At 63.8% G+C, this 19,811-nt stretch carries 19 protein-coding genes; 10 read left to right on the top strand and 9 right to left on the bottom strand.

The features are described 5' to 3' along the window. Nucleotides 1-132 precede the first annotated feature (132 nt). Entirely contained in the window at nucleotides 133-1,371 is a 1,239-nt protein-coding gene (locus BLV07_RS05815; protein ID WP_091881042.1) for a URC4/urg3 family protein, read from the bottom strand. A 7-nt stretch (nucleotides 1,372-1,378) separates the two neighbouring features. Further along, nucleotides 1,379-2,635: a GTP cyclohydrolase II gene (locus tag BLV07_RS05810; RefSeq protein WP_091881040.1), complete on the bottom strand. Its 1,257-nt coding sequence runs from the start codon at nucleotides 2,633-2,635 to the stop codon at nucleotides 1,379-1,381. A gap of 383 nt (nucleotides 2,636-3,018) precedes the next feature. Here BLV07_RS05810 and BLV07_RS05805 point away from each other — a divergent pair, with 383 nt between their 5' ends. After that, complete coding sequence (locus BLV07_RS05805) at nucleotides 3,019-4,146, top strand: threonine synthase (RefSeq protein WP_091881038.1); 1,128 nt, start codon at nucleotides 3,019-3,021, stop codon at nucleotides 4,144-4,146. 182 nt (nucleotides 4,147-4,328) lie between these two features. On the opposite strand, the gene BLV07_RS05800 is transcribed toward BLV07_RS05805, so the two are convergent. Together BLV07_RS05800 and BLV07_RS05795 are read right to left on the bottom strand one after the other, a co-directional pair. Beyond that, entirely contained in the window at nucleotides 4,329-5,144 is an 816-nt protein-coding gene (locus BLV07_RS05800) for a DUF2927 domain-containing protein (RefSeq protein WP_176945362.1), read from the bottom strand. 294 nt (nucleotides 5,145-5,438) lie between these two features. Next, nucleotides 5,439-6,017: a L,D-transpeptidase gene (locus BLV07_RS05795; RefSeq protein ID WP_091881034.1), complete on the bottom strand. Its 579-nt coding sequence runs from the start codon at nucleotides 6,015-6,017 to the stop codon at nucleotides 5,439-5,441. A 268-nt stretch (nucleotides 6,018-6,285) separates the two neighbouring features. On the opposite strand from BLV07_RS05795, the gene BLV07_RS05790 reads away from it, so the two are divergent. Further along, nucleotides 6,286-7,833, top strand: coding sequence for an acetolactate synthase large subunit (locus BLV07_RS05790; protein WP_091881032.1), 1,548 nt, complete (start codon nucleotides 6,286-6,288; stop codon nucleotides 7,831-7,833). Between the two features lie 38 nt (nucleotides 7,834-7,871). Then, nucleotides 7,872-8,390 (top strand): hypothetical protein, encoded by a 519-nt coding sequence (locus tag BLV07_RS05785; protein WP_091881030.1) that lies wholly within the window; start codon nucleotides 7,872-7,874, stop codon nucleotides 8,388-8,390. 39 nt (nucleotides 8,391-8,429) lie between these two features. Here BLV07_RS05785 and BLV07_RS05780 read toward each other — a convergent pair whose 3' ends face one another. Then, a complete protein-coding gene (locus tag BLV07_RS05780) occupies nucleotides 8,430-8,663 on the bottom strand; it encodes a DUF3551 domain-containing protein (protein WP_091881028.1) in 234 nt (77 codons plus the stop codon). A 257-nt stretch (nucleotides 8,664-8,920) separates the two neighbouring features. On the opposite strand from BLV07_RS05780, the gene BLV07_RS05775 reads away from it, so the two are divergent. The 3 genes from BLV07_RS05775 (at nucleotide 8,921) to greA (ending at nucleotide 10,426) form a co-directional block, all read left to right on the top strand. Beyond that, nucleotides 8,921-9,256 carry a hypothetical protein gene (locus BLV07_RS05775; RefSeq protein WP_091881026.1) on the top strand — a complete coding sequence of 112 codons (336 nt, stop codon included), beginning with the start codon at nucleotides 8,921-8,923 and terminating at the stop codon, nucleotides 9,254-9,256. A 133-nt stretch (nucleotides 9,257-9,389) separates the two neighbouring features. Beyond that, nucleotides 9,390-9,875, top strand: coding sequence for a hypothetical protein (locus BLV07_RS05770; protein ID WP_091881024.1), 486 nt, complete (start codon nucleotides 9,390-9,392; stop codon nucleotides 9,873-9,875). A 68-nt stretch (nucleotides 9,876-9,943) separates the two neighbouring features. Continuing rightward, entirely contained in the window at nucleotides 9,944-10,426 is a 483-nt protein-coding gene (greA, locus tag BLV07_RS05765) for a transcription elongation factor GreA (protein WP_091881208.1), read from the top strand. Between the two features lie 27 nt (nucleotides 10,427-10,453). Here the strand turns inward: greA and BLV07_RS05760 are convergent, their stop codons facing one another. The 4 genes from BLV07_RS05760 to BLV07_RS05745 all read right to left on the bottom strand — a co-directional run bounded on the left by BLV07_RS05760 (nucleotide 10,454) and on the right by BLV07_RS05745 (nucleotide 13,772). After that, complete coding sequence (locus tag BLV07_RS05760) at nucleotides 10,454-11,227, bottom strand: SDR family NAD(P)-dependent oxidoreductase (RefSeq protein WP_091881022.1); 774 nt, start codon at nucleotides 11,225-11,227, stop codon at nucleotides 10,454-10,456. 46 nt (nucleotides 11,228-11,273) lie between these two features. Beyond that, on the bottom strand, nucleotides 11,274-11,669 hold the full coding sequence (locus BLV07_RS05755) for a (R)-mandelonitrile lyase (protein ID WP_210187790.1): 396 nt from the start codon (nucleotides 11,667-11,669) through the stop codon (nucleotides 11,274-11,276). A gap of 121 nt (nucleotides 11,670-11,790) precedes the next feature. Beyond that, nucleotides 11,791-12,567 carry a carboxymuconolactone decarboxylase family protein gene (locus tag BLV07_RS05750; protein ID WP_091881020.1) on the bottom strand — a complete coding sequence of 259 codons (777 nt, stop codon included), beginning with the start codon at nucleotides 12,565-12,567 and terminating at the stop codon, nucleotides 11,791-11,793. Next, nucleotides 12,564-13,772 (bottom strand): arabinose transporter, encoded by a 1,209-nt coding sequence (locus BLV07_RS05745; RefSeq protein ID WP_091881018.1) that lies wholly within the window; start codon nucleotides 13,770-13,772, stop codon nucleotides 12,564-12,566. The genes BLV07_RS05750 and BLV07_RS05745 overlap by 4 nt, the downstream gene beginning before the upstream one ends. Before the next feature lie 208 nt (nucleotides 13,773-13,980). On the opposite strand from BLV07_RS05745, the gene BLV07_RS05740 reads away from it, so the two are divergent. The 4 genes from BLV07_RS05740 to BLV07_RS05725 all read left to right on the top strand — a co-directional run bounded on the left by BLV07_RS05740 (nucleotide 13,981) and on the right by BLV07_RS05725 (nucleotide 19,651). Next, nucleotides 13,981-14,880 (top strand): LysR family transcriptional regulator, encoded by a 900-nt coding sequence (locus BLV07_RS05740; RefSeq protein ID WP_091881016.1) that lies wholly within the window; start codon nucleotides 13,981-13,983, stop codon nucleotides 14,878-14,880. Between the two features lie 379 nt (nucleotides 14,881-15,259). After that, nucleotides 15,260-18,301 (top strand): GAF domain-containing protein, encoded by a 3,042-nt coding sequence (locus BLV07_RS05735; RefSeq protein ID WP_091881203.1) that lies wholly within the window; start codon nucleotides 15,260-15,262, stop codon nucleotides 18,299-18,301. Further along, the gene (locus BLV07_RS05730) at nucleotides 18,298-18,687 is read left to right on the top strand and encodes a response regulator (RefSeq protein ID WP_091881014.1); all 390 of its coding nucleotides are present in this window, start codon (nucleotides 18,298-18,300) and stop codon (nucleotides 18,685-18,687) included. The genes BLV07_RS05735 and BLV07_RS05730 overlap by 4 nt, the downstream gene beginning before the upstream one ends. Nucleotides 18,688-18,811: 124 nt before the next feature. Then, a complete protein-coding gene (locus BLV07_RS05725; protein ID WP_091881012.1) occupies nucleotides 18,812-19,651 on the top strand; it encodes a universal stress protein in 840 nt (279 codons plus the stop codon). The last annotated feature ends 160 nt before the right edge of the window (nucleotides 19,652-19,811 follow it).

Raw genomic sequence — 19,811 nt, 5'->3', positions numbered from 1 at the left:
TTGCGGGAGAAGGTGGCGCGAAGCGCCGGATGAGGGGTCGTCTCCGCGAACTTCACTGAGAGATGGGTTCGCGGAGAGAACCCCTCACCCGCCTCGCTGTCGCGAGGCACCCTCTCCCACAAGGGGAGAGGGTTAAAACACAGTGCCGTCGCTGATCACCTTGAGCGGCGGCGAACCATCAGGGCGCCGCGCAAAGGCGATGGCGCGGCCGGCGGCCCAGGTGCCACCTTCCAAAATGCTGGCGAGCGGCAGCGTGTCTGGCGTGCGGCCGAGCTTGACGCGGATGCGCTCCGCGAGCCGATCGAGCAACGCCACGGTGAGCGCGCGCCATTCCACGACGAGCAGCGAATCCACCGCATGCGCGCGCGCAGCGTCCGCGGCATCGCGCAGGCGCAACACCTCGTGATCGACGAACAGGCCGCCATTGCGGTATTCGGCAAGCCCGGTCAGGCCGTCGATGTCGGTCACGTCGAAGCCTGCGCGCTGGAGCGGTTCGATCAGCGAATAGCTCAGCCATTGCGACAGCTTGTGGAGCGGCACGAGGCCTTCTGTTGAGTCGTTCGCCTTGATCGCCGGATGATGCCAGCAATCGCCGAGCGGGACGCCCGCGAGCTCCAGCCGCGACGGCCAGATCGGCCCGAGCTCATTCAGCACGGCGGACAGGATGGCGGGCGCGGCAACGGCGCCGCTCGCAGCGTGAGCTGCGATGTGATCGAACAGTCCGCCCGGCCGCGGAGCGTCGTGCCGTCCAAAAATCTCCGGGTAGTTCGCAACATGCTTGCCCAGGCGCCGCAGCAGATCCGCACGCCCTTCTAGGCCGAGCAGCGGATTGGCCTCTCTGACCTGAAACGCAGAGGTGAGGGACGTGAGCGGCAATTGCGCCAGCACGTCCGCATCCGCCCTGAACGGCGCATGGGCATCGCGCGAGAAGAGGCCACTCGCGAACATGTCGAGGCTTGCAATCGCAAGCCCCTCGGATCGGCCGATGGCTTCCCCAGTCACAGAGTCCCGATAGCGCCACGCCGCACCCGCACCGGCATCGAGCAGGACGCTGACGATCGCGAGGTCGAATTCAGCGCGGGCCCGCGCCGCGCGGTCCGGCCACAATGCAGCGTCGGCCAACTGCGCCCAGCGGTCGACGCCGCCAAGTACAAAATGCCGCCAGCGCGCATGGAAGGGAACGTCCAGCGTCGGATAGGCCTTTCGCGTCACCGCGAGCACGGCTTCCGCGACGTCGTCCATGCGGCCGAGATCGATCGTGAAATGGTTCAGCCCACCGGCAAGTCCGATCTGGAGCATCTCACCGGCGCGCGCGCGTACCGCTGCTGCGCTGAGCAGCGAGCGGGCCTCTCGTTCCAAAGAGTCCGACATCACGCGATCAGTATTTTTCCAGCGAGCGGCCGACTACGCCGTTCACGTCCTTCTCCGGCGCGATGTCGGTCGAGTAATAGCCCGCGGCCTTCTTCGCGGCGATCTCGACATAGGCGTCGGCCGGGATCAGCTCGGGCGGGATCGGCACGCGCTCGACGATGTCGATGCCTTGCGAGGTCAGCGCGTCGTATTTCATGTCGCTCATCGACAGGAAGCGGTCGATACGGGTCAAGCCGAGCCAATGGATGGTATCCGGCATCAATTGCTGGAAGCGCGCGTCCTGGACGCCGGCGACGCATTCGGTGCGTTCGAAATAGGCCGCGGCCGCGTCGCCGTCCTCCTGGCGTTTGCGCGCATTGTAGACCAGGAATTTCGTGACCTCGCCGAGCGCGCGGCCTTCCTTGCGGTTGTAGACCACGAGCCCGAGCCCGCCCTCCTGCGCGCCGCGCGCGGATTCCTCGATGCCGTGGATCAGATAGGGCCGGCAGGTGCAGATGTCGGAGCCGAACACGTCGGAGCCGTTGCACTCGTCATGGACGCGGCAGGTGATCTTGGTGCGATGGTCCGGCAGCTTGCTGACGTCGCCGAACATGTAGACGGTGGTGCCGCCGATCGGCGGCAGGAACACCTTCATGTCCGGCCGCGTCACCAGCTCGGGGAACATGCCGGCGGTCTGCTCGAACAGCGTGCGGCGCAGCTCGGTCTCGCTGGTGCCGAAGCGCTGCGCAAGGCCGGGCAAGTGCCAGACCGGATCGATCGCGATCTTGACCACCGACACGCTGCCATTGGCGTGCACGACCTCGCCGTCGGCGCGCAGCCGCTTTGCGGCCAGCGCCTCGCGGATCTCCGGCAGGTCCAGCCGCGCTCGCGTCACCGCGATGCTCGGCCTGATGTCGGCGCCTTCGGCGATCTCCTGGCGGAAGTTCTCCGCAACGAGATGCCCCCAGGGATCGAGCGCGACGATTTTTGTGGGATCACTCCATTGCGGGAACGGACCGATGGTCGCGGCCGGAAACGTGTTGGTGAGGTCGGGACGCCTGATCGGATCGAGCGCGCCGGCGGACACCGCGAGCGCCCGGTACATCGCGTAGGATCCGCCATGGCTGCCGATCACGTTGCGATCCCCAGCGCGCGACACCGTGCCGATGATCGGCCCGCGGGCGCGCGCGTCGGCGGCGCCCCAATGGATCGGGAAGGCGGCCTTCCGGCCTGGCTCCGGATGGGAGGTCAGGCGGATGTGGTCGGTACGGTTCGCGCGGCTCATGTCCAGGCTCCCAAAAAGCCAACGGCCCGCCGTTCGGACGGGCCTGGCTCGGTCGCGTTGCCAGTCGAGGACACCGGCGACGCGAGCTCAATCCAACATATTGTAGCGGCCGGCGACGACAGACAAGTTAATCGTGCCGGACGGGCAGGGTCTTTGTTGCCAAATTCCCGTCGGTCAACGCGCCGGCAGGCCCTCCGTTTGACACCGCGCGCCCGCGTTGGCCGACCTCGCCGCTCTGCCTGTGCGGCCAGTTTAAGGGATTGAAATATTTCCATTTTTCATGTTTTCAAGGGGCTGCGTCGTTTCGCGCGACAGGCGTCAGGTTCTCGACAAAACCTGACATCAGGCCAATCGTGCGGATCGCCCTTGCCCAGGAGACTGCCATGCCCGCCGCCAGCTATATCGACCCCCGCAACGGACAGCTTTATCAGTTGGATCAGCCGCGCTGGTGCTCGGACGAGCGCACGCCACTGCTGGTAACGCCGGGCACCGGTATCTCGCGCGAGGACATCGATGGCCGCATGCGATCGCTCTGGCGCTACCGGGCGACGCTGCCGGTCGAGATCGCAAAGCCGATCACGCTCGGCGAGGGCTGCACGCCATTGGTCCAGCAGGAGTGGGGCGAGCTGCGGCCGTTGTTCAAGCTGGAATGGTTCAATCCGACTGGCAGCTTCAAGGACCGGGGCTCTTCCGTGATGCTGTCCTTCCTGCGCCAGATCGGCGTCAATGCGGTGCTGGAGGACTCCTCCGGCAATGGTGGCTCGTCGATGGCGGGGCTCGGTGCCGCCGGCGGCATGCGGGTGAAGATCCTCGCGCCCGCCTCGACCTCGCCGGCCAAGATCGCGCAGGTCCGCGCCTATGGTGCCGCGGTGCAGCTCGTCGAGGGTCCGCGCGAGGAGTCGGAAGCCGAAGCCATCCGCCAGTCGCACCAGACTTTTTACGCCAGCCACAATTGGCAGCCGTTCTTCCTCGAAGGCACCAAGTCGCTCGCCTATGAGATCTGGGAAGACCTTGCCTTCCGCGCGCCTGACAACGTCATCGTTCCGGTCGGGGCCGGCAGCAGCCTGCTCGGTTGCGCCTTCGGCTTCCGCGAGTTGCTGAGGGCCGGTCAGATCGCAAAACTGCCGCGCCTGTTCGCGGCGCAGCCGCTGAACTGCTCGCCGATCGATGCAAGCTTCCAGGCCGGCGCGGATACGCCTGTCGCGCGCGAGGTGCACAAGACCATCGCCGAAGGCACCGCCATCAAGAATCCGCTGCGCCTGCGCGAGATCATCGGCGCCTTGCGCGAGAGCGGCGGCGGCACCGTCGCGCTCACCGAGGATGACATCGTCGCCGCCTTGCGCCGTCTCGCGCGGCAAGGCCTGTTCGCCGAGCCGACCAGCGCCAGCGCAGCCGCCGCGCTGGACAAACTGTTCGCTGCCGGAGCCATCAAGGCGAACGAAACCACGGTGGCGGTTCTCACTGGCACGGGCCTGAAGGCCGCAACCACCGTTGCCGATCTGGTGCAGTAGGGCGGAGAGGACGTTTTCTTCCTTCTCCCCTTGTGGGAGAAGGTGGCGCGAAGCGCCGGATGAGGGGTCTCTCTCTCCGCATAATCAAATGAGAATTGAACTCGCGGAGACAACCCCTCACCCGTCTCGCCGCGATGCGGCGAGCCACCCTCTCCCACAAGGGGAGAGGGAAAAGAAGCATCTCACTCCTTCAGATCATTCACCCGCTTCACCCAGGCGCGCACATCTTTGAGCACGGCGGGCAGCACCGCCTTGACCTCCGCCACCGTCATGCCGGCCTTGATGCGGGGATCGTAGAGCAAATTGAGGATGTACTGATCGTAGACGTCGAAATAGCCCATCGAGACGTTGTCGTTGAACATGGTCCAGGGCACGCTGGTGGTGTCGTTGATGGGGCCGAGCGATTGCAGCAGCTCCTCATAGGCGCAGTCGAGGAAGACGAAATCGCCGTTGTCGACGGTGAGGATGACGTCGGAATGCTCGATCTCGAAATTATCGTTCTTGCGGAAGCCGGACAGGCATTGCGGATCCAGCGAGGCGCGGATCTCGCGCGCCTTCTCGGCGCCGTAAAAGCTGGTGAGGGTGCGGTAGAGATCGCGGTCGCGCACGAGTTTGACCCGCACATTCGCCGCCTCGCTGATCGTGGTCATGGCGATGTCGAGATGCTGCACGCGTGTCGCGATGTCGTTCACGACCTTCGCAAGCTGCGTCTTGCGATCGGCGCGATCGCCCTCGGCGTATACGCGCACCGGCCCGTCGAACTTGCGGATGCGATCGACGCGGCCGGCGAGGTGGTACTCGGCGCCGAACGCCGTCTTGAGAAAACCCTCGACGATCTCGCCGTCGGTGAAGCTCTTCTTCTCGGAGCGCTGGCGCGAGACGATGGCGGGCAGTTCACCCGCTCGGGCCGTGGTAGCGGTGTCAGGCACCAATGTGAGCGCGGCGAGCGCCAAGAGGGCGATGCGGAAGGCGGGCGCGGTCAGGTTCAATGCGCTCATCGTCGTGCGACGCTGCCGCATTCGCGTCGCGCGCACAAGCCCGCAAATTCACGCGCCTCGCGGGTTCCAGCCGCTCGTCTGCAGCCAAAGAGTACGAACTTCGCAATGCCGAGCTCGAGCCGCGGGCTCAACCTCTCCCGCTTGCGGGAGAGGTCGGCGCGCCCAGGCGATGCGAAGCATCGTCCCGCGCGCCGGGTGAGGGCTCTCTCCCCATTGGGTGTCTCACTGCGGAGACACCCTCTCCCCAACCCTCTCCCGCAGGCGGGAGAGGGAGCGCAGCACCGGTGTGGCCGCCTAGTTGTTCAACACCACCACGGTGGTACCGACCGCGACGCGGCTGTAGAGATCGGTGACGTCCTCATTGGTCATGCGGAAGCAGCCCGAGGACACCGCCTGGCCGATCGTCTCCGGCTCGTTGGAGCCGTGGATGCGATAGAGGGTCGAGCCCAGATACATCGCGCGGGCGCCGAGCGGATTGTCGAGGCCGCCCTTCATGTGGCGCGGCAGGTCGGGCCGGCGGGCCAGCATCTGCGACGGCGGCGTCCAGGCCGGCCATTCCTTCTTGGCGGTGATCTTGTGCACCCCGCCCCAGCGGAAACCGTCGCGGCCGACGCCGATGCCGTAGCGCAGCGCCTGGCCGTTCTGGAGCACCAGGTACAGCCGCCGCTCGCCGGTGTTCACCACGATCGTGCCGGGCGCGTAACTGCCGTTATAGATGACGGTGGTGCGGGGGACGGGATTTGCGCCGGAACGGAAGAAGTTCGGGCCGCCACCCATGATGTCGCGCGTGTCGAACTCTTCGGCGAGCGCGCCGCCCGCCATGGCCGATAGCAGTGCGATGGCGGCGATCGGCGCGGCAAAAAACCGGATCATTGTCTCCCCCAAGCAAAAAAAACGATTCAATGGAAGCCACAGGCCATATTCGCGGGCATTCCGCAAGCCACGGCCCCGTGAGGAACGCCATGCTTAACGATTGGCGTTACCAAATCGGCAACCACGCCAATTTGCCGAAAAGAATTAGCCAAGCCGGCGCATCGTCACGCGGGGCAGGGCAGCGATGGCGGCTATTGCTTTGACGGCACGCGCGAACAATGATTGATCGAACCGATATCTGGATAATGCCGGTCGTGGGAGCCTTGGAATGAACGGTGCGGAAAGCCTGGTGCGGACAATGGTCAAGGGCGGGGTGGACGTCTGCTTCACCAACCCCGGCACCTCCGAGATGCATTTTGTCGCAGCGCTCGACCGCGTGCCGGGCATGCGTTGCGTGCTCGGCCTGTTCGAAGGCGTGGTGACGGGCGCCGCCGACGGCTATTTCCGCATGAAGGGCACGCCGGCCTCGACGCTGCTGCATCTCGGCCCTGGTCTCGCCAACGGACTTGCCAATCTGCACAACGCCAAGAAGGCCAATTCCGGCATCGTCAACATCGTCGGCCAGCACGCGGTCTACCACATCGGCTACAACGCGCCGCTGACCTCCGACATCGAGGGCCTGGCCCGGCCGATGTCGTCCTGGGTGCGCACCTCGCCGGATTCCAAATCGGTTGCTGCTGACGGCGCCGCAGCGATTGCCGCCGCCAAAAGCGCGCCGCCGCAGATCGCGACCCTGATCCTGCCCGCCGACACCGCCTGGAACGAAGCCGACGGCATCGCCGAGGTTCCGGCCGAGCAGCAGCGGGCGAGCTATTCGCCGCAGGCGGTCGAGCAGGCCGCAAAAATCCTGCATCGCGACGGCGAGGGCACGCTGCTGCTGATGACCGGCAGCGCGCTGAGCGAGCATGGCCTGGCGCTGGCCGAGCGCATCGCCGGCAAGACCGGCTGCACGGTGATGGGCCCGACGTTCCGTCCGAAGATGGCGCGCGGCCGCGGCCGTTTCTCGATCGACCGCATCCATTACGTCATCGAGAACGCGCTGCCGATGCTGGCAAAATTCCGTCACATCGTGCTGGTCGAGTCCGACGATCCCGTGGCGTTCTTCGCCTATCCGAACAAGCCGAGCATGCTCAAGCCCCAGGGCTGCGAGGTCCATCGCATGACCTCCTGGGGCGAGAACTCGGTTGCGGCGCTGGAAGCGCTTGCCGGCGCCGTGAAGGCCAGCGCCAGGGACGTCAAGCCGCAGGCGTTGCAGGAACTAGTCAAGCCGACCGGCGCGCTCACCTTCGCCTCGATCGCGCAGGCCATCGCCTGTGCGATTCCCGAGAACGCGATCATGGTCGACGAATCCCTCACCACCGGCCGCGGCTTCTTCCCACCGACGGCGGCGGCGGCCCCGCACGACTGGCTCCAGAACATGGGCGGCTCGATCGGCTTCTCGACGCCGCTGTCGATCGGCGCCGCGATCGCCTGTCCGGATCGCAAGGTGATCACCATGGTCGGCGACGGCAGCGCGATGTACACGATCCAGTCGCTGTGGACGCAAGCGCGCGAGAACCTCAACATCGTCACCATCGTGTTTGCCAACCGCATCTACCAGATCCTGCGCGGCGAGTTCGATAATGTCGGCGCCGGCGAGCCCGGCCAGCGTGCCAACGACATGCTGCGGCTCGATCGCCCGACGCTGGATTTTGTCGCGCTGGCGAAGGGCATGGGCGTGCCCGGCCGCGCCGTCACCAGTGCCGACGAGCTCAACAAGGCGCTGACTGAGGCCGTCGCCGAGCCCGGCCCGCGCCTGATCGAAGTTCAGATGTAGGGCGTCAACAGACGGAGCGCCGTGAGCCCGGAGGCACGATGCAGACCGAGCTGAACAAGGTGATCGCGGTGCTCCGGGATTTCTACGCGCAGGAAGCATTCCTTTTCGAGAAGGACGTCGGCGAGCGCGCGATCACGCACCGCTTCGCCGTGCACCTGGAGAAGCAGTTCTCCGGCTGGTCAGTCGACTGCAATTACGACCGGCTCGGCGAGCGCACGCTGCATCTGCCGCACGGCAGCATCATCTCGACCGACGACCATCTCGGCAAATCGATCTATCCCGATGTCGCCGTGCACCAGCGCGAGATCCCGAACAATCTGCTCACTGTCGAGATCCGCAAGGCCAGCAATCACACGCCGCTCGAGCACGATCAGCACAAGCTGAGGGCGCTGACCGACGTGCATGTCTGGTTTCCCTATTGGATCGGTTTGCTGCTGGTGCTCGACAGGCAGCACGTGACGATGTCGGAGGTCTATGTCAGCGGCCTCGTCGATGAGGCGCTGTCGCGCTGGTTCGCGACGCGTCTTCAGGAGACCGGTCTCGGAATTCGCGCATAGAGCAGCGCGGAGTGCGCGGTCACGCACGCCGCCAACTCGTCAGTAATGGTACGGCTGCGAGTACGCGTAGCGCGGGTTGATGCCGCAATAGGCCGACGTGCCGGAGGCGGTGGCGGCACATTGCTGATAGCTCGCGAACTGGCAATTGCCGGGATAGCCCCACTGGCGGCCTTGCAGGCAGTATCTGTCGTTTGCGGCCTGGGCCGGCGCCGCCGACAATGACGCTGCGATCACGGTTGCGAACGATGCAAGCGTGAGGATGGTGCGACGCATTTCAAATCTCCTTCGAGCATGGTGGAACGGCCGTGCCTTGGCGTTCCCGTGGCCTGTCTGACACATGGTCATGCTGTGTTGGTGTCCGCGACGCGGGATGCGTTCGACATAATGTACATCGTGACGCAGCCGGCGCCGGACAATGTGATCTCCGCCACAGTTCGCGCACAGGTTCCGACCTATCTCAACGACCTTGCACGCCTCGATCCCGTGGGACTAGGCTTGCCTCATTCGGATCAGGCATTTTGGAGGTTCTGATGCAGAAATCATATTTGCTGGCTGCGACGGCAGCGCTGGTGCTCATGATGCAAACGCCGCTCGCGCTGGCGCAGAGCGCGCCGGCCGCCGGCGGAACCGCTGCACCTGCCGCGACAACCACTGCGCCGGCCGCGACGACAGCACCGGCTGCGACCACCGACACCTCCAGCCAGCCAACCGATTCCAAGAAGAGCGCATCGAAGAAGCCGGCGAAGAAGAAGATGACGCGGCAGCAGGAGATCGATCATTCGATCGACACCGGCACCGTTCCCGCGCGCTACCGCAGCTCGGTGCCCAAGCAGTACCAGCAATACATTCCGTTCGATAAGCGGTAGCGGATCGCATGGCGGCGCGACCGGATCAGCGGCTGCGTCGCCGTTGCCCATTGCAGGATGACCTTGGCCATGGGATCCAACCACATACATTGTGGCGCGCGGTGCTAGATTAGGCTTAAGTCCGGGGGAAAGAATGAGTGACGACGGGAAGGATGCTGGCCTTGTGGCCATGATCACCAGCATCCTTGGAGGCAACAAGCGCGCGGACGTCGTGACGCCGCCGCCGCTCACCGAGGCTCCTCCGACAGCGCCGACGAACGGGTTCGAGGCGGTCGAGCTGTCCAGCACCGATGCGGAGCCGGCGGAGTCTGAGCCGGCCCCCGAAGCCGTACCAGCCGAGACCAAGCCGGTCGCGCCACCTCCGAAAATCGCCACCACACGAGACGGCAAGAAATTGCTGCCTGCGGAAGCGATTGCCGATCTCGTGCTTGGTGAATTGCGCAAGCTGGAGAATTTTCCGGCGACCGGCGTCTCGGTCACGGTCTATGGCTACCGGCACTGGAACGCCATGATCACCTTCGCGCCGTTCTCGACCACGTTCCGGAACGCGACCCGGTTCCGCCAGGCCCTGCCGGACCTCGTCTTCAAGCTGCGCCGCTTCGTCGAACTTGAGATATAGTCAGGGCAATCGGCGGGCGGCGCGAGCGTCGCGCCATTAGCCAAAACAAGTTCGACAGGATTTTGAAATTGAGCGTCGCCTTTACCAAGGAAGAGAGCGCCGAAACCGCGTCCGAGACGCTGTTGCCGGATCGCCCGATCTCGCCGCATCCAAACCTCGTGACGGAAAAAGGCTTGCGGTTATTGCAGGCTCAGCTTGCCGAGGCGCGCGCGGCCTATGAAGCCGCGCAAGCCATCGAGGACGTCAATGAGAAGCGCCGGCAATCGGCCGTGCCCTTGCGCGATGCCCGCTATCTGACGGAAAGGCTGCGCACGGCGCAGCTCGTTCCCGATCCGACCTCGATCGACACAGTCGCGTTCGGCAGCACGGTGACCTTCAGCCGCGCCGATGGCCGCGTGCAAACCTATCGCATCGTCGGCGAGGACGAGGCCGATCCGAAGGCAGGGTCGATCTCCTTCGTCTCGCCGGTCGCGCGGTCGTTGATGGGGAAGGCGGCCGGCGACGTCGTTGGTTCGGGCAACCAGGAGATCGAGATCCTGTCGATCGCGTAGCGAGCGCAATGTGTGTTGGGCTACGGCCTAGACCTGTGGGAGTTCAACGCCCGTCAGCTTGCCCAGTTTTGCGATGAGGTCCTCCTGGAATCCCGGGTCCGTCGCCTCATCGGCTGGCTCCTCCTGCCGCAGGTGATGCCAGTAGCGCCCGCTGACCAGGGCCGCGGAATCCTCGCTCACCGCCAGCCAGGTCTGAGTCCGTTGTCCGGTGTCGAGATCGACCGGGGCGCTCGCACCACCCATCTTCGTGCGCACCCATCCGGGATCGACGGCGTTGCTGAGGACGTTGGGCCAGCGCCGCGCCAGCGCGAACGCCAGGGCGACCACGTGCAGCTTGCTCTCGGCGTAGGCCTTTGCCGAATCCCAAGCGCGTCTGTTCCAGTCGAGGTCATCCAGCGAGCCCTCTCCACCGCGGTGCAGCCCGCTGCTGAGATAGATCAAGCGGCTGGGCCGCTCGATCAGTGCCGTCAGCATGTACGGCGCAAGAATGTTGATCGCCAGCGTGCTGGCATGGCCTTCCGGAGTCGCGCCGCGGCTCTGTTGGATGTAGACGCCGGCGTTGTGGATGATCGCATCCATGCGGCCGATCGAGTTGACCTGGTCCGCGATGCTCTTCGTCTCAGCGGCACTTCTGAGATCGCCGACCACCATTCCGGCGCCACGCGACGTGAGCGCGCCAAGCGCCGCGGCACGGTCGACTGATCGCGCGTGCAGTACCACGCGGTGGCCTTGATCGAGGAGTGATTGTGCCGCCGCCCGGCCGAGGCCGTCCGTGCTGCCCGTGATGAATACGATCGCCATGCGCTGTTCCTCCGGATTTCTGGATGTACTCTACAGCGCCCGCGCATCACTTCCGATATTGCTCGTCGCTCACCTTCTCCAGCCAATCCACGTTCTTGCCGCCGGAGGATTCCTGGATCGCGATGTGGGTCATCGCCGTCGTCGGCGAAGCCCCATGCCAGTGCTTCAGTCCGGGCGGGAACCAGACGACGTCGCCGGGGCGGACTTCCTCGATCGGGCCGCCCTCGCGCTGAACCCAGCCGAGCCCAGCCGTGATGATCAGCGTCTGCCCGAGTGGATGCGTGTGCCAGGCGGTGCGGGCACCGGGCTCGAACGTGACTTGGCCGGCCCCAGTGTGAGCCGGATCCTGCGCCTGAAACAGCGGATCGATGCGGACGCTGCCGGTAAACCAGTCTTGGGAGCCCTTCTGCGAGGGCCGAGACCCGTTTCTCTTGATGTCGATTTCCATTTGAGCCTCCTTCTGTGCTTCGGACGCGCGCGCCTGCACCCGCTGAATTCCGAGAGTGGCGGCGGCGCTGCCGGCGATGAGTACGCCCCGTCGCGTGATCACGGCATCTCTCCGGTCAGCGCGGACGCTTTTCGATGACGTCCTTGATCACTGGCGCCGCGGAGAATGCGTTGGGCCAGCCGGCGTAGAAGGCGAGATGGCCGAGCACTTCGCCGGTTTCCTCCCGCGTCAACCCATTGTCGATCGCGCGGTTCAGGTGATAGGTGATCTGCGCGACTTGGCCGGTCGCGATGAGAGCGCTCACGGTGACCAGGCTGCGGTCGCGCGGCGCCAGCGCCGGCCTGAGCCAGAGATCCCGGAACAGCACGTCGGTCGTGTACTGGACCAGGCTTGGCGTGATTTGCCCGAACTGCTCTGCAACCCGCGTCGCCCGCTGCTTCTCCGCGGTCTCATCGAGCGGCAGCTGCGGCCCCGAGGCCGGCGGGAGCTGATCGGCCCCGATGTTGCGGCTCCTGAACACCTCCCTCGCCGCCGGGATCGCATCCATCGCGTTCGCCCAGCCGGTGTAGAAGGCCAGATGCGTGATGATCTCCGATATCTCCGACGGCTTCACGCCATTGTCGAGCGCGAGTGCCAAATAGTACGGCAGCTCGACGGTTTGATCGCGCGCGATCAGCGCGGCGACGGTGACGATGCTGCGATCCCGCCGCGACAGCCCCGGTCGTTTCCAGAGATCGCCGAGAACGAATTTTTGCGCATAGCCTTCGAGGGCGGGAGCGACGGCGCGGACGTCTTCCGGCTTTGGCATTGGATTTACTCCTGCAATGGACGTCTGTCCGGCGGCAGCGCCGGCGAACAGACCCAATGAAAGCAAGGTCGCGAGCATCCTCATGACGGGGTTCCTTCCAAGCTTGTCGGGTGCGCCATCAGCCACAGCGCCACCAGGGCTGCGCAGAGCACGGTCACGGCGCTGACGAGAAAGACGATGTTCAGTCGTGCGCCGGTCGCGATCAATCCGAGTGCCGGGCTCGCGAGCCCTTGCGCGAGATCCAGGAACGCCGTGTATGCTCCCATGGCGAGCCCGCGGCTCTGCATGGGAACGCTGCGCACGGCTTCGACGCCGAACCCCGGATAGACCAGCGAGAAGCCGAAGCCGGTGAGCGCGGCGCCGGCGAGCGCCATCTCGGGCCGGACGGCAAGCCAGATCAGCGCCTGGCCCGCAGCTTCGATTCCCGCACAGACCAGCGCGACCTTTGCCCCGCCGAGCACGTCGGCTACATGACTGAAGAACACGCGGGCCAGGATGAAGGCGATGGCGTAAGCGGAATAGGCCAGCCATCCGTTGGCCCATCCGCGGTTCGCGAACAACAACGCGGCGAATGTGGTGACCGCGCCGAAGCCGACGCTGCCGAGTGCCGAGCCCAAGCCAGGGAGCCAGACGGCACCGAGCACCTCGGCGAAGGATGTGTGGGCCTTGTGGTGCAGGGGAGGGACTGCGGGGAGCCGGACCACGAGCAGGAGCGTCAGCAGCGGCGCGACGACGGTGGCGATCGCGACCGCCGCGAAACCGTAGGCAGCGTAGAGCACGGATCCCGCGGGCGCGCCGATCGCGAAGGCTGCAAACATCGCCGAGCCGACCCAGGCGATGACCTTGCCGGTGCTGCCGGAATCGGCGAGCGCCAGTCCCCAGCTCACCGCAGCGGTGATGATGAAGCTTTCGGCCGCGCCGAGCAGTCCGCGGCCGAGCAGCAGTATGGAGACCGACGCCAGCGGGGTCTGGGCGAAGCCGAGAGAAGCCAGATAAAACAGTCCGGAGGCCGCGGCAGCGAGCAGGCCGACGATCACGCCGCGCTTCGCTCCGCTTCGATCCGAGAAGTGGCCAGCCCACGGGCGCGAGATCAGCGAAGCGGCGAACTGGCTGCCGGCGACCAGGCCGACCACGAAGGTACCCAGGCCCAATCCATCGTGGACATGAAGCGGAAGGACCGGCATCGCGACGCCGATGACCAGGAAGGCAACGAACACCACCGCCATGATCGGCATCAGGTTGGCGACGCCGCGCGGCGCAGCGGTCTCTCGAATGGCTGTTACCGACATGCGAGCTCAGAGCTCGTGCTGCATCGGAGCTGGCGATCGGCGTCTTGCGACGCGCTGACGCCGTTCGGGAGCTCGATTGCTTCTGTCATGGATCCTCGCCTTCGTTCTGAAGCCGTCCTGCCGCTCGATGGCTGATCTGAACCTAAGACTTCCGCAGCTTACCGATTAGGTGATAGATTTCGCATGCGGTCATTAGCCGGGCTTATGAATGAATCGAGAGGATGCCAGCGATCTCCTCGCCTTCCTCGCAGTCGCGAGAGAACGCAGCTTCACGCGCGCCGCGGCAAAGCTCGGCATGACGCAATCCGCGCTCAGTCAGATCATCCGGAATCTGGAGGAGCGGCTCGGCGTGCGATTGTTGAACCGGACGACGCGGAGCGTCACGCCGACCCAGGCCGGAGAACGGCTGTTCCTCAGCGTCGGCCCGAAGTTCACCGAGATGGATGCCGATCTCGCTGCGCTCAGCGAATTGCGCGAGAAGCCTGCCGGAACCATCCGGCTGACGGCGACGGAGTTTGCCGCCGCCGAGATCCTGCTGCCGGCGCTCCGAAAGATCCTGCCAAAGTACCCGGACATCCATGTCGAGGTGATCATCGACTACGGGCTCACCAACATCGTGGCGCAGCAGGTTGATGCGGGCATCCGTCCCGGCGAGCTCGTCGCCAAGGACATGATCGCGGTGCGCGTCAGCCCCGACCTGCGGATGGCGGTCGTCGGGTCACCCTCATACTTCGCCGAACGCAAGCGACCGAAGACGCCGCAGGATTTGACTCACCACAATTGCCTCAATCTGCGTCTGCCGACGCACGGCGGCAGCCTCTACGCCTGGGAATTCGAAAAGAACGGGCGGGAGCTCAATGTGCGGGTGGAGGGCCAGCTCGTGTTCAACAGCGCGGGCCTTCTGCTGGACGGAGCGTTGAAAGGCTTGGGCCTTGCCTACCTCACTGAGGGACATGTGCAGTCCTACCTGTCCCAGGGACGTCTGGTCCGCGTGCTCTCGGATTGGTGCCCGCCGTTCTCGGGATACCATCTCTACTATCCCAGTCGGCGCCAGCCTTCACCGGCCTTCTCGCTGCTCGTGGAAGCGCTCCGATATCGAGGCAGGTAGAACGGCATGACCACGGGACTTCATGTCCGAAGGATGCCGCTTTGCGCCAGAGCTTCCCTCAAGCTCGGTGGTTGCCTCGGTGACGGTCAACGTTGCACGCCGGTTGCTGGGATCTTGCGGGCGCCGCACTTAGCGCAGCACTTGGGTCCAGCGGCTCCTCAAGGCCTGCCACCATGCCGCACGAAGGAAGTCGACGGCAGCGGCAGTTGGTGGAACTCGCCGGTTCGGCCGATCGCGGGGGCGAATTGACGCGTAGTCGATTGAAAATCAACTAACGATAAGTCTGGTCGGAAGCACCTGACAGTGGAATAATTCCCAACGGTTTCTTGATCAGATTTTGACGTCGACCCCGAACCGGCTGGCGACGTGGATTTTCATGATGGCCGCGCTTCCTCAGGACGTGGTGGCGGATTTGCAGCAAGAGAACGCGCGGCTGCTGGCCGAATTGCGCGCCGCACAAGATCGCGAGAGCGCCACCGCGGACATTCTCAAGATCATTGCCAGTTCGCCGTCGGAGGTGAAGCCGGTATTCGATGCAATCGCGAGGCGGGCCAATGCCTTGCTCGGCGGCTTTTCGACGACCGTATTCCGTTTCATCAACGGCATGGCCCACCTGGCGGCATTCACGCCGACGAATCCTGCCGCCGATGCGGCTTTGCAGAACATGTTTCCGAGGCCGATTGCCGATTTTGAGAGTTTCGCAAGAACACAGGCGGGTAAGGTGGTACCGACCCCCGACACTGAAGCGCTGACGACCGAAATCAAATTTATCGCGCGCGCCCGTGGCTTTCGCAGCATGCTGTTCGTTCCGCTCACGACCGGCGGCGTGGTGATCGGCATGATCAGCGTCACGCGAGTCGAGCCTGGCACCTTCGCTCCACATCACGTGCAGCTTCTGCAGACCTTCGCAGATCAGGCCGTCATCGCGATTGAGAATGTCCGGCTATTCGATGAGGTCCAGGCGAAGACGCGCGATCTCGCCGAATCGCTTCAGCAGCAAACCGCGACGGCCGATGTGCTGAAGGTGATCAGCCGCTCCACCTTCGACCTGCAAACCGTGCTCAACACGCTGGTCGATTCGGCGGCACGGCTGTGCGAAGCGGAGATGGCGTTCATCATGCGCCGCGAAGGTGATGAATATCAGGCCGGTGCCGCGGTCGGGTTTTCCGAGGAATACAGCGAGTTTCTGCAAGCTCACCCCATTATCCCCGGACGGAGCACGGTCACAGGTCGGGCCGTACTCGAGCGCCGTCCGGTGCAGGTCCTCGACGTCGCTGCCGATCCCGAATACGGCCTGCGCGAGTCGACTACCATGGCTGGTCAGCGCACGGCGCTCGGTGTTCCCCTCATGCGCGAGAATGAGCCGATCGGCGCGATCGTGATCGCTCGCAAGCGCGTGCAGCCTTTCACGGAAAAGCAGATCGAGCTCGTCGCCACGTTTGCCGATCAGGCCGTGATCGCCATCGAGAACGTACGGCTCTTCGAACAATTGCAAAGCAGGACGCGAGATCTGTCCGAGGCGCTGACGTACCAGACCGGCAGCGCCAATATCCTCAGGGTTATCGCTTCCTCGCCGACTGAAGTCGGTCCGGCGCTCGAAGCGATTGTGGAAAGCGCATGCGGGCTTTGCGAGGCATATGATGCGCTAGTCGTTCTGAGGGACGGCGACGACATCGTTGTCCAGGCGCACCATGGACAAGTTCCCGTGGTGTGGAGCCGACGATCGATCAGTGTGCAATCGCCCAGCGGCCGGGCCATTAGCGACCGCCGCACCGTTCACGTGCACGACCTGCTTGGGCCCGAAGGGGACGAATTCCCGACAGGACGGGAATATGCGCTTCGCTCCAACGTTCGGACTGTTCTAAGCGTGCCGCTGTTGCGCGAAGGCGAGAGCATGGGTGCGATCGTGCTTCGTCGCACCGAGGTTCGTCCATTCGGCGAGAAGCAGATCGCTCTGCTTCAAACTTTTGCAGATCAGGCTGTTATCGCCATCGGCAACGCGCGTCTGTTCGAACAATTGAACGAATCGCTGGAGCGGCAGACCGCAACGTCGGAGGTGCTGGAAATCATAAGCGCATCATCGGGCGCATTGACTCCGGTCTTCCACAAGATGCTGGAGAATGCGACACGGATCTGTGGCGCCGGCTTCGGCACTATGAATCTGTACGAGGAAGGCGGCTTTCGTACGGTCGCATTGCACAACGCGCCGTCAGCTTATGTTGAGACCCGGCTGCACCAGAATATTCGCCCACATCCCGCAAGCGGGCTCGGCACCGTCGAGAAAACTCATCAGACGGTTCATATCGACGACATCAGAACTCAGCCGCCCTACGTCGAAGGCAACCCGAACGTTCGTGCGCTTGCCGACCTTGCTGGCGCAAGGACCCTCGTCATCGTGCCCATGCTCAGGGAAGACGAGCTGATCGGCACCATCACGATCTTCCGCCAGGAGGTTAAGCCCTTCACGGACAAACAGGTCGAGCTCGTGTCCAATTTCGCGCATCAGGGTGTGATCGCGATCGAGAATGCACGCCTGCTGAATGAACTGCGCGAGCGAACTATGGAGTTGTCGCAATCGCTCGAGGAATTGCGAAACGCGCAGGATCGGTTGATCCAGACCGAGAAGCTCGCCTCGCTCGGGCAACTCACCGCCGGCATTGCACATGAAATCAAGAACCCGCTCAATTTCGTCAATAATTTTGCTGCGCTTTCCTCCGAACTGATTGACGAGCTCGGCGACGGGCTGCGCTCAGCCGCCCTCGGCGAAGCAGCAAGGCAGGACATCGACGCGCTGATACGCATGCTACAAGGCAACCTGGAAAAGATCGTGCAGCACGGAAAGCGCGCTGATTCCATCGTCAAGAATATGCTTCTGCACTCACGCGAGGGTTCTGGCGAGCGCCGTTCGGCCGATATCAACGCCATCGTTGAGGAAAGTCTCAACCTTGCCTATCACGGCGCGCGCGCTGAAAAGGCAGGTTTCAACATCAAGCTTGAAAGGAATCTCGATCCCAGCGCGGGGGCGCTCGACCTGTATCCGCAGGAAATCACGCGGGTGTTCCTCAACCTCATTTCAAATGGATTCTACGCGGCTAGCAAACAAAAGGACGCCGCCGGTGGCGGCTTCGAGCCAAGGCTGCGCGCGACGACTACAAATCTCGGCGGCGCCGTCGAAATCCGGATTCGCGATAATGGCGCGGGCATCCCGGCCGACGTGAGAGAGAAAATATTCAATCCATTCTTCACCACCAAGCCCGCAGGAGAAGGTACCGGGCTTGGCCTTTCAATCTGCCACGACATCATTGTGAAGCAACACGGCGGCAGCATCGAGGTCGAGACCGAGGCTGGCGATTATACAGAGTTCATCATTACGCTGCCGCGCACGCTGGCGGCACCATCGCAGACCGGAGGCAGAAGTTGAGCGTTTATATAATGGTCGTCGACGACGAGCCCGATGTCGAGGCGCTATTCCGCCAGCAGTTCCGACGTGATCTGCGCGCCGGTCGTTTCCTCATGGAGTTTGCCCCGTCGGCACCGGCGGCCCTGCAGCGTGCAGTCGAGATTGAGGATGCCACCCTGATCCTGATCCTGTCTGACATCAACATGCCCGGAATGAGCGGGCTGGAGATGCTATCTATCGTGCGCTCGGCCCGCCCCGATGTTCCGGTCATCATGATCACAGCCTACGGTGACGCCGAGACCAAGCGCAAAGCGCTGGAGAACGGCGCAGCCGACCTGTTGACCAAACCTATTGACTTCGCGGCGCTGCGCCAGGAGATCGATACAAGGCTCGAGCAAGCCGCATGACCGCAATCAGTCTCGTGGTCGATGACAAACCGGAACGGCTCGCAAGGTGTAATCTCCTAGGCGCCGTCCCAAGTGAAATTAGGCATCCTGCGTCAATGTTCACCGAAAACACCGGGGGTTCAAAATGAAGACGCTCTTGGTCCCGCTTCGAAATATTTCGATGATGACATCCACGCTCGATGTCGTCGTAGGCCTCGCGCAACGTTCCGGCGCCTATATCGAAGGCTTTCCACTCCGGTTCGGCATGCCTCAATATGTAGCCGCGGAATTGGCCACCGGCATCCTCTTAGATTCGTATCAAGTTAAGACCGAAGCCGAATTGAACGACATGCGCAACTTTTTCGAAGCATTCATGTTGAAGCACGATATTCCTCGAGCCACTGCGGGATCGCGCGGACCTTGCTTCGGCTGGCTGGAGACCGCGCCGGAGGGCGAAGACGTTGTCGGAAGTTATGGGCGCGCTTTCGATCTGATCGTGATGGCACGGTCTGACATTGATGCTCCGAGCCCTCACCGTCGCGCGATTGAATCCGCGCTGTTTGAGAGCGGCAGGCCCGTCCTACTGACGCCATCGAATGCACCAAGAAGCATCGCGACAAACATCATGATCCACTGGAATGGTAGTACCGAGCAAGCTCGGGCAAATGCATTTGCCATGCCGTTGCTTCGTGCGGCCGAAAGGGTATCGGTCCTAACCGTTGTTGGCGGCCAGGGGGTAGCAGGACCATCTGCCGATCGGATCGTCCAGCAACTGCGGTACAATGACATTGCAGCTCATGTGACAAGGGTTGGACTGGAAGATCGCGACACCGGAGAGGCGGTCCTCGATGCCGCCAGGGCTCAAGGCTGCGATCTCTTGATCAAGGGAGCCTTCACCCGCACCAGGTTGCGGCAAATGATATTCGGTGGGGCGACCAGCTATATCATGGAGCATGCGGATCTGCCTGTCCTGATGGCTCATTAGAGCCGCACGCAGGCCTCTCTCCGGATCATGCCATCCTGCCCCTGTTTTGCCCTCTAATTTTTCCTTGGGGCACAACGGAGCAGAAAACGTGGAGGAAGGGCGTTAAGTATCCCGCGTGAAGCCTGCACAGAGCCAGCCGATACACCAAAAAATGAAGGCC

The sequence above is a fragment of the Bradyrhizobium sp. Rc2d genome (assembly GCF_900099855.1).
Classification (GTDB): domain Bacteria; phylum Pseudomonadota; class Alphaproteobacteria; order Rhizobiales; family Xanthobacteraceae; genus Bradyrhizobium.
This window is presented reverse-complemented; position numbering and strand designations above follow the sequence as displayed.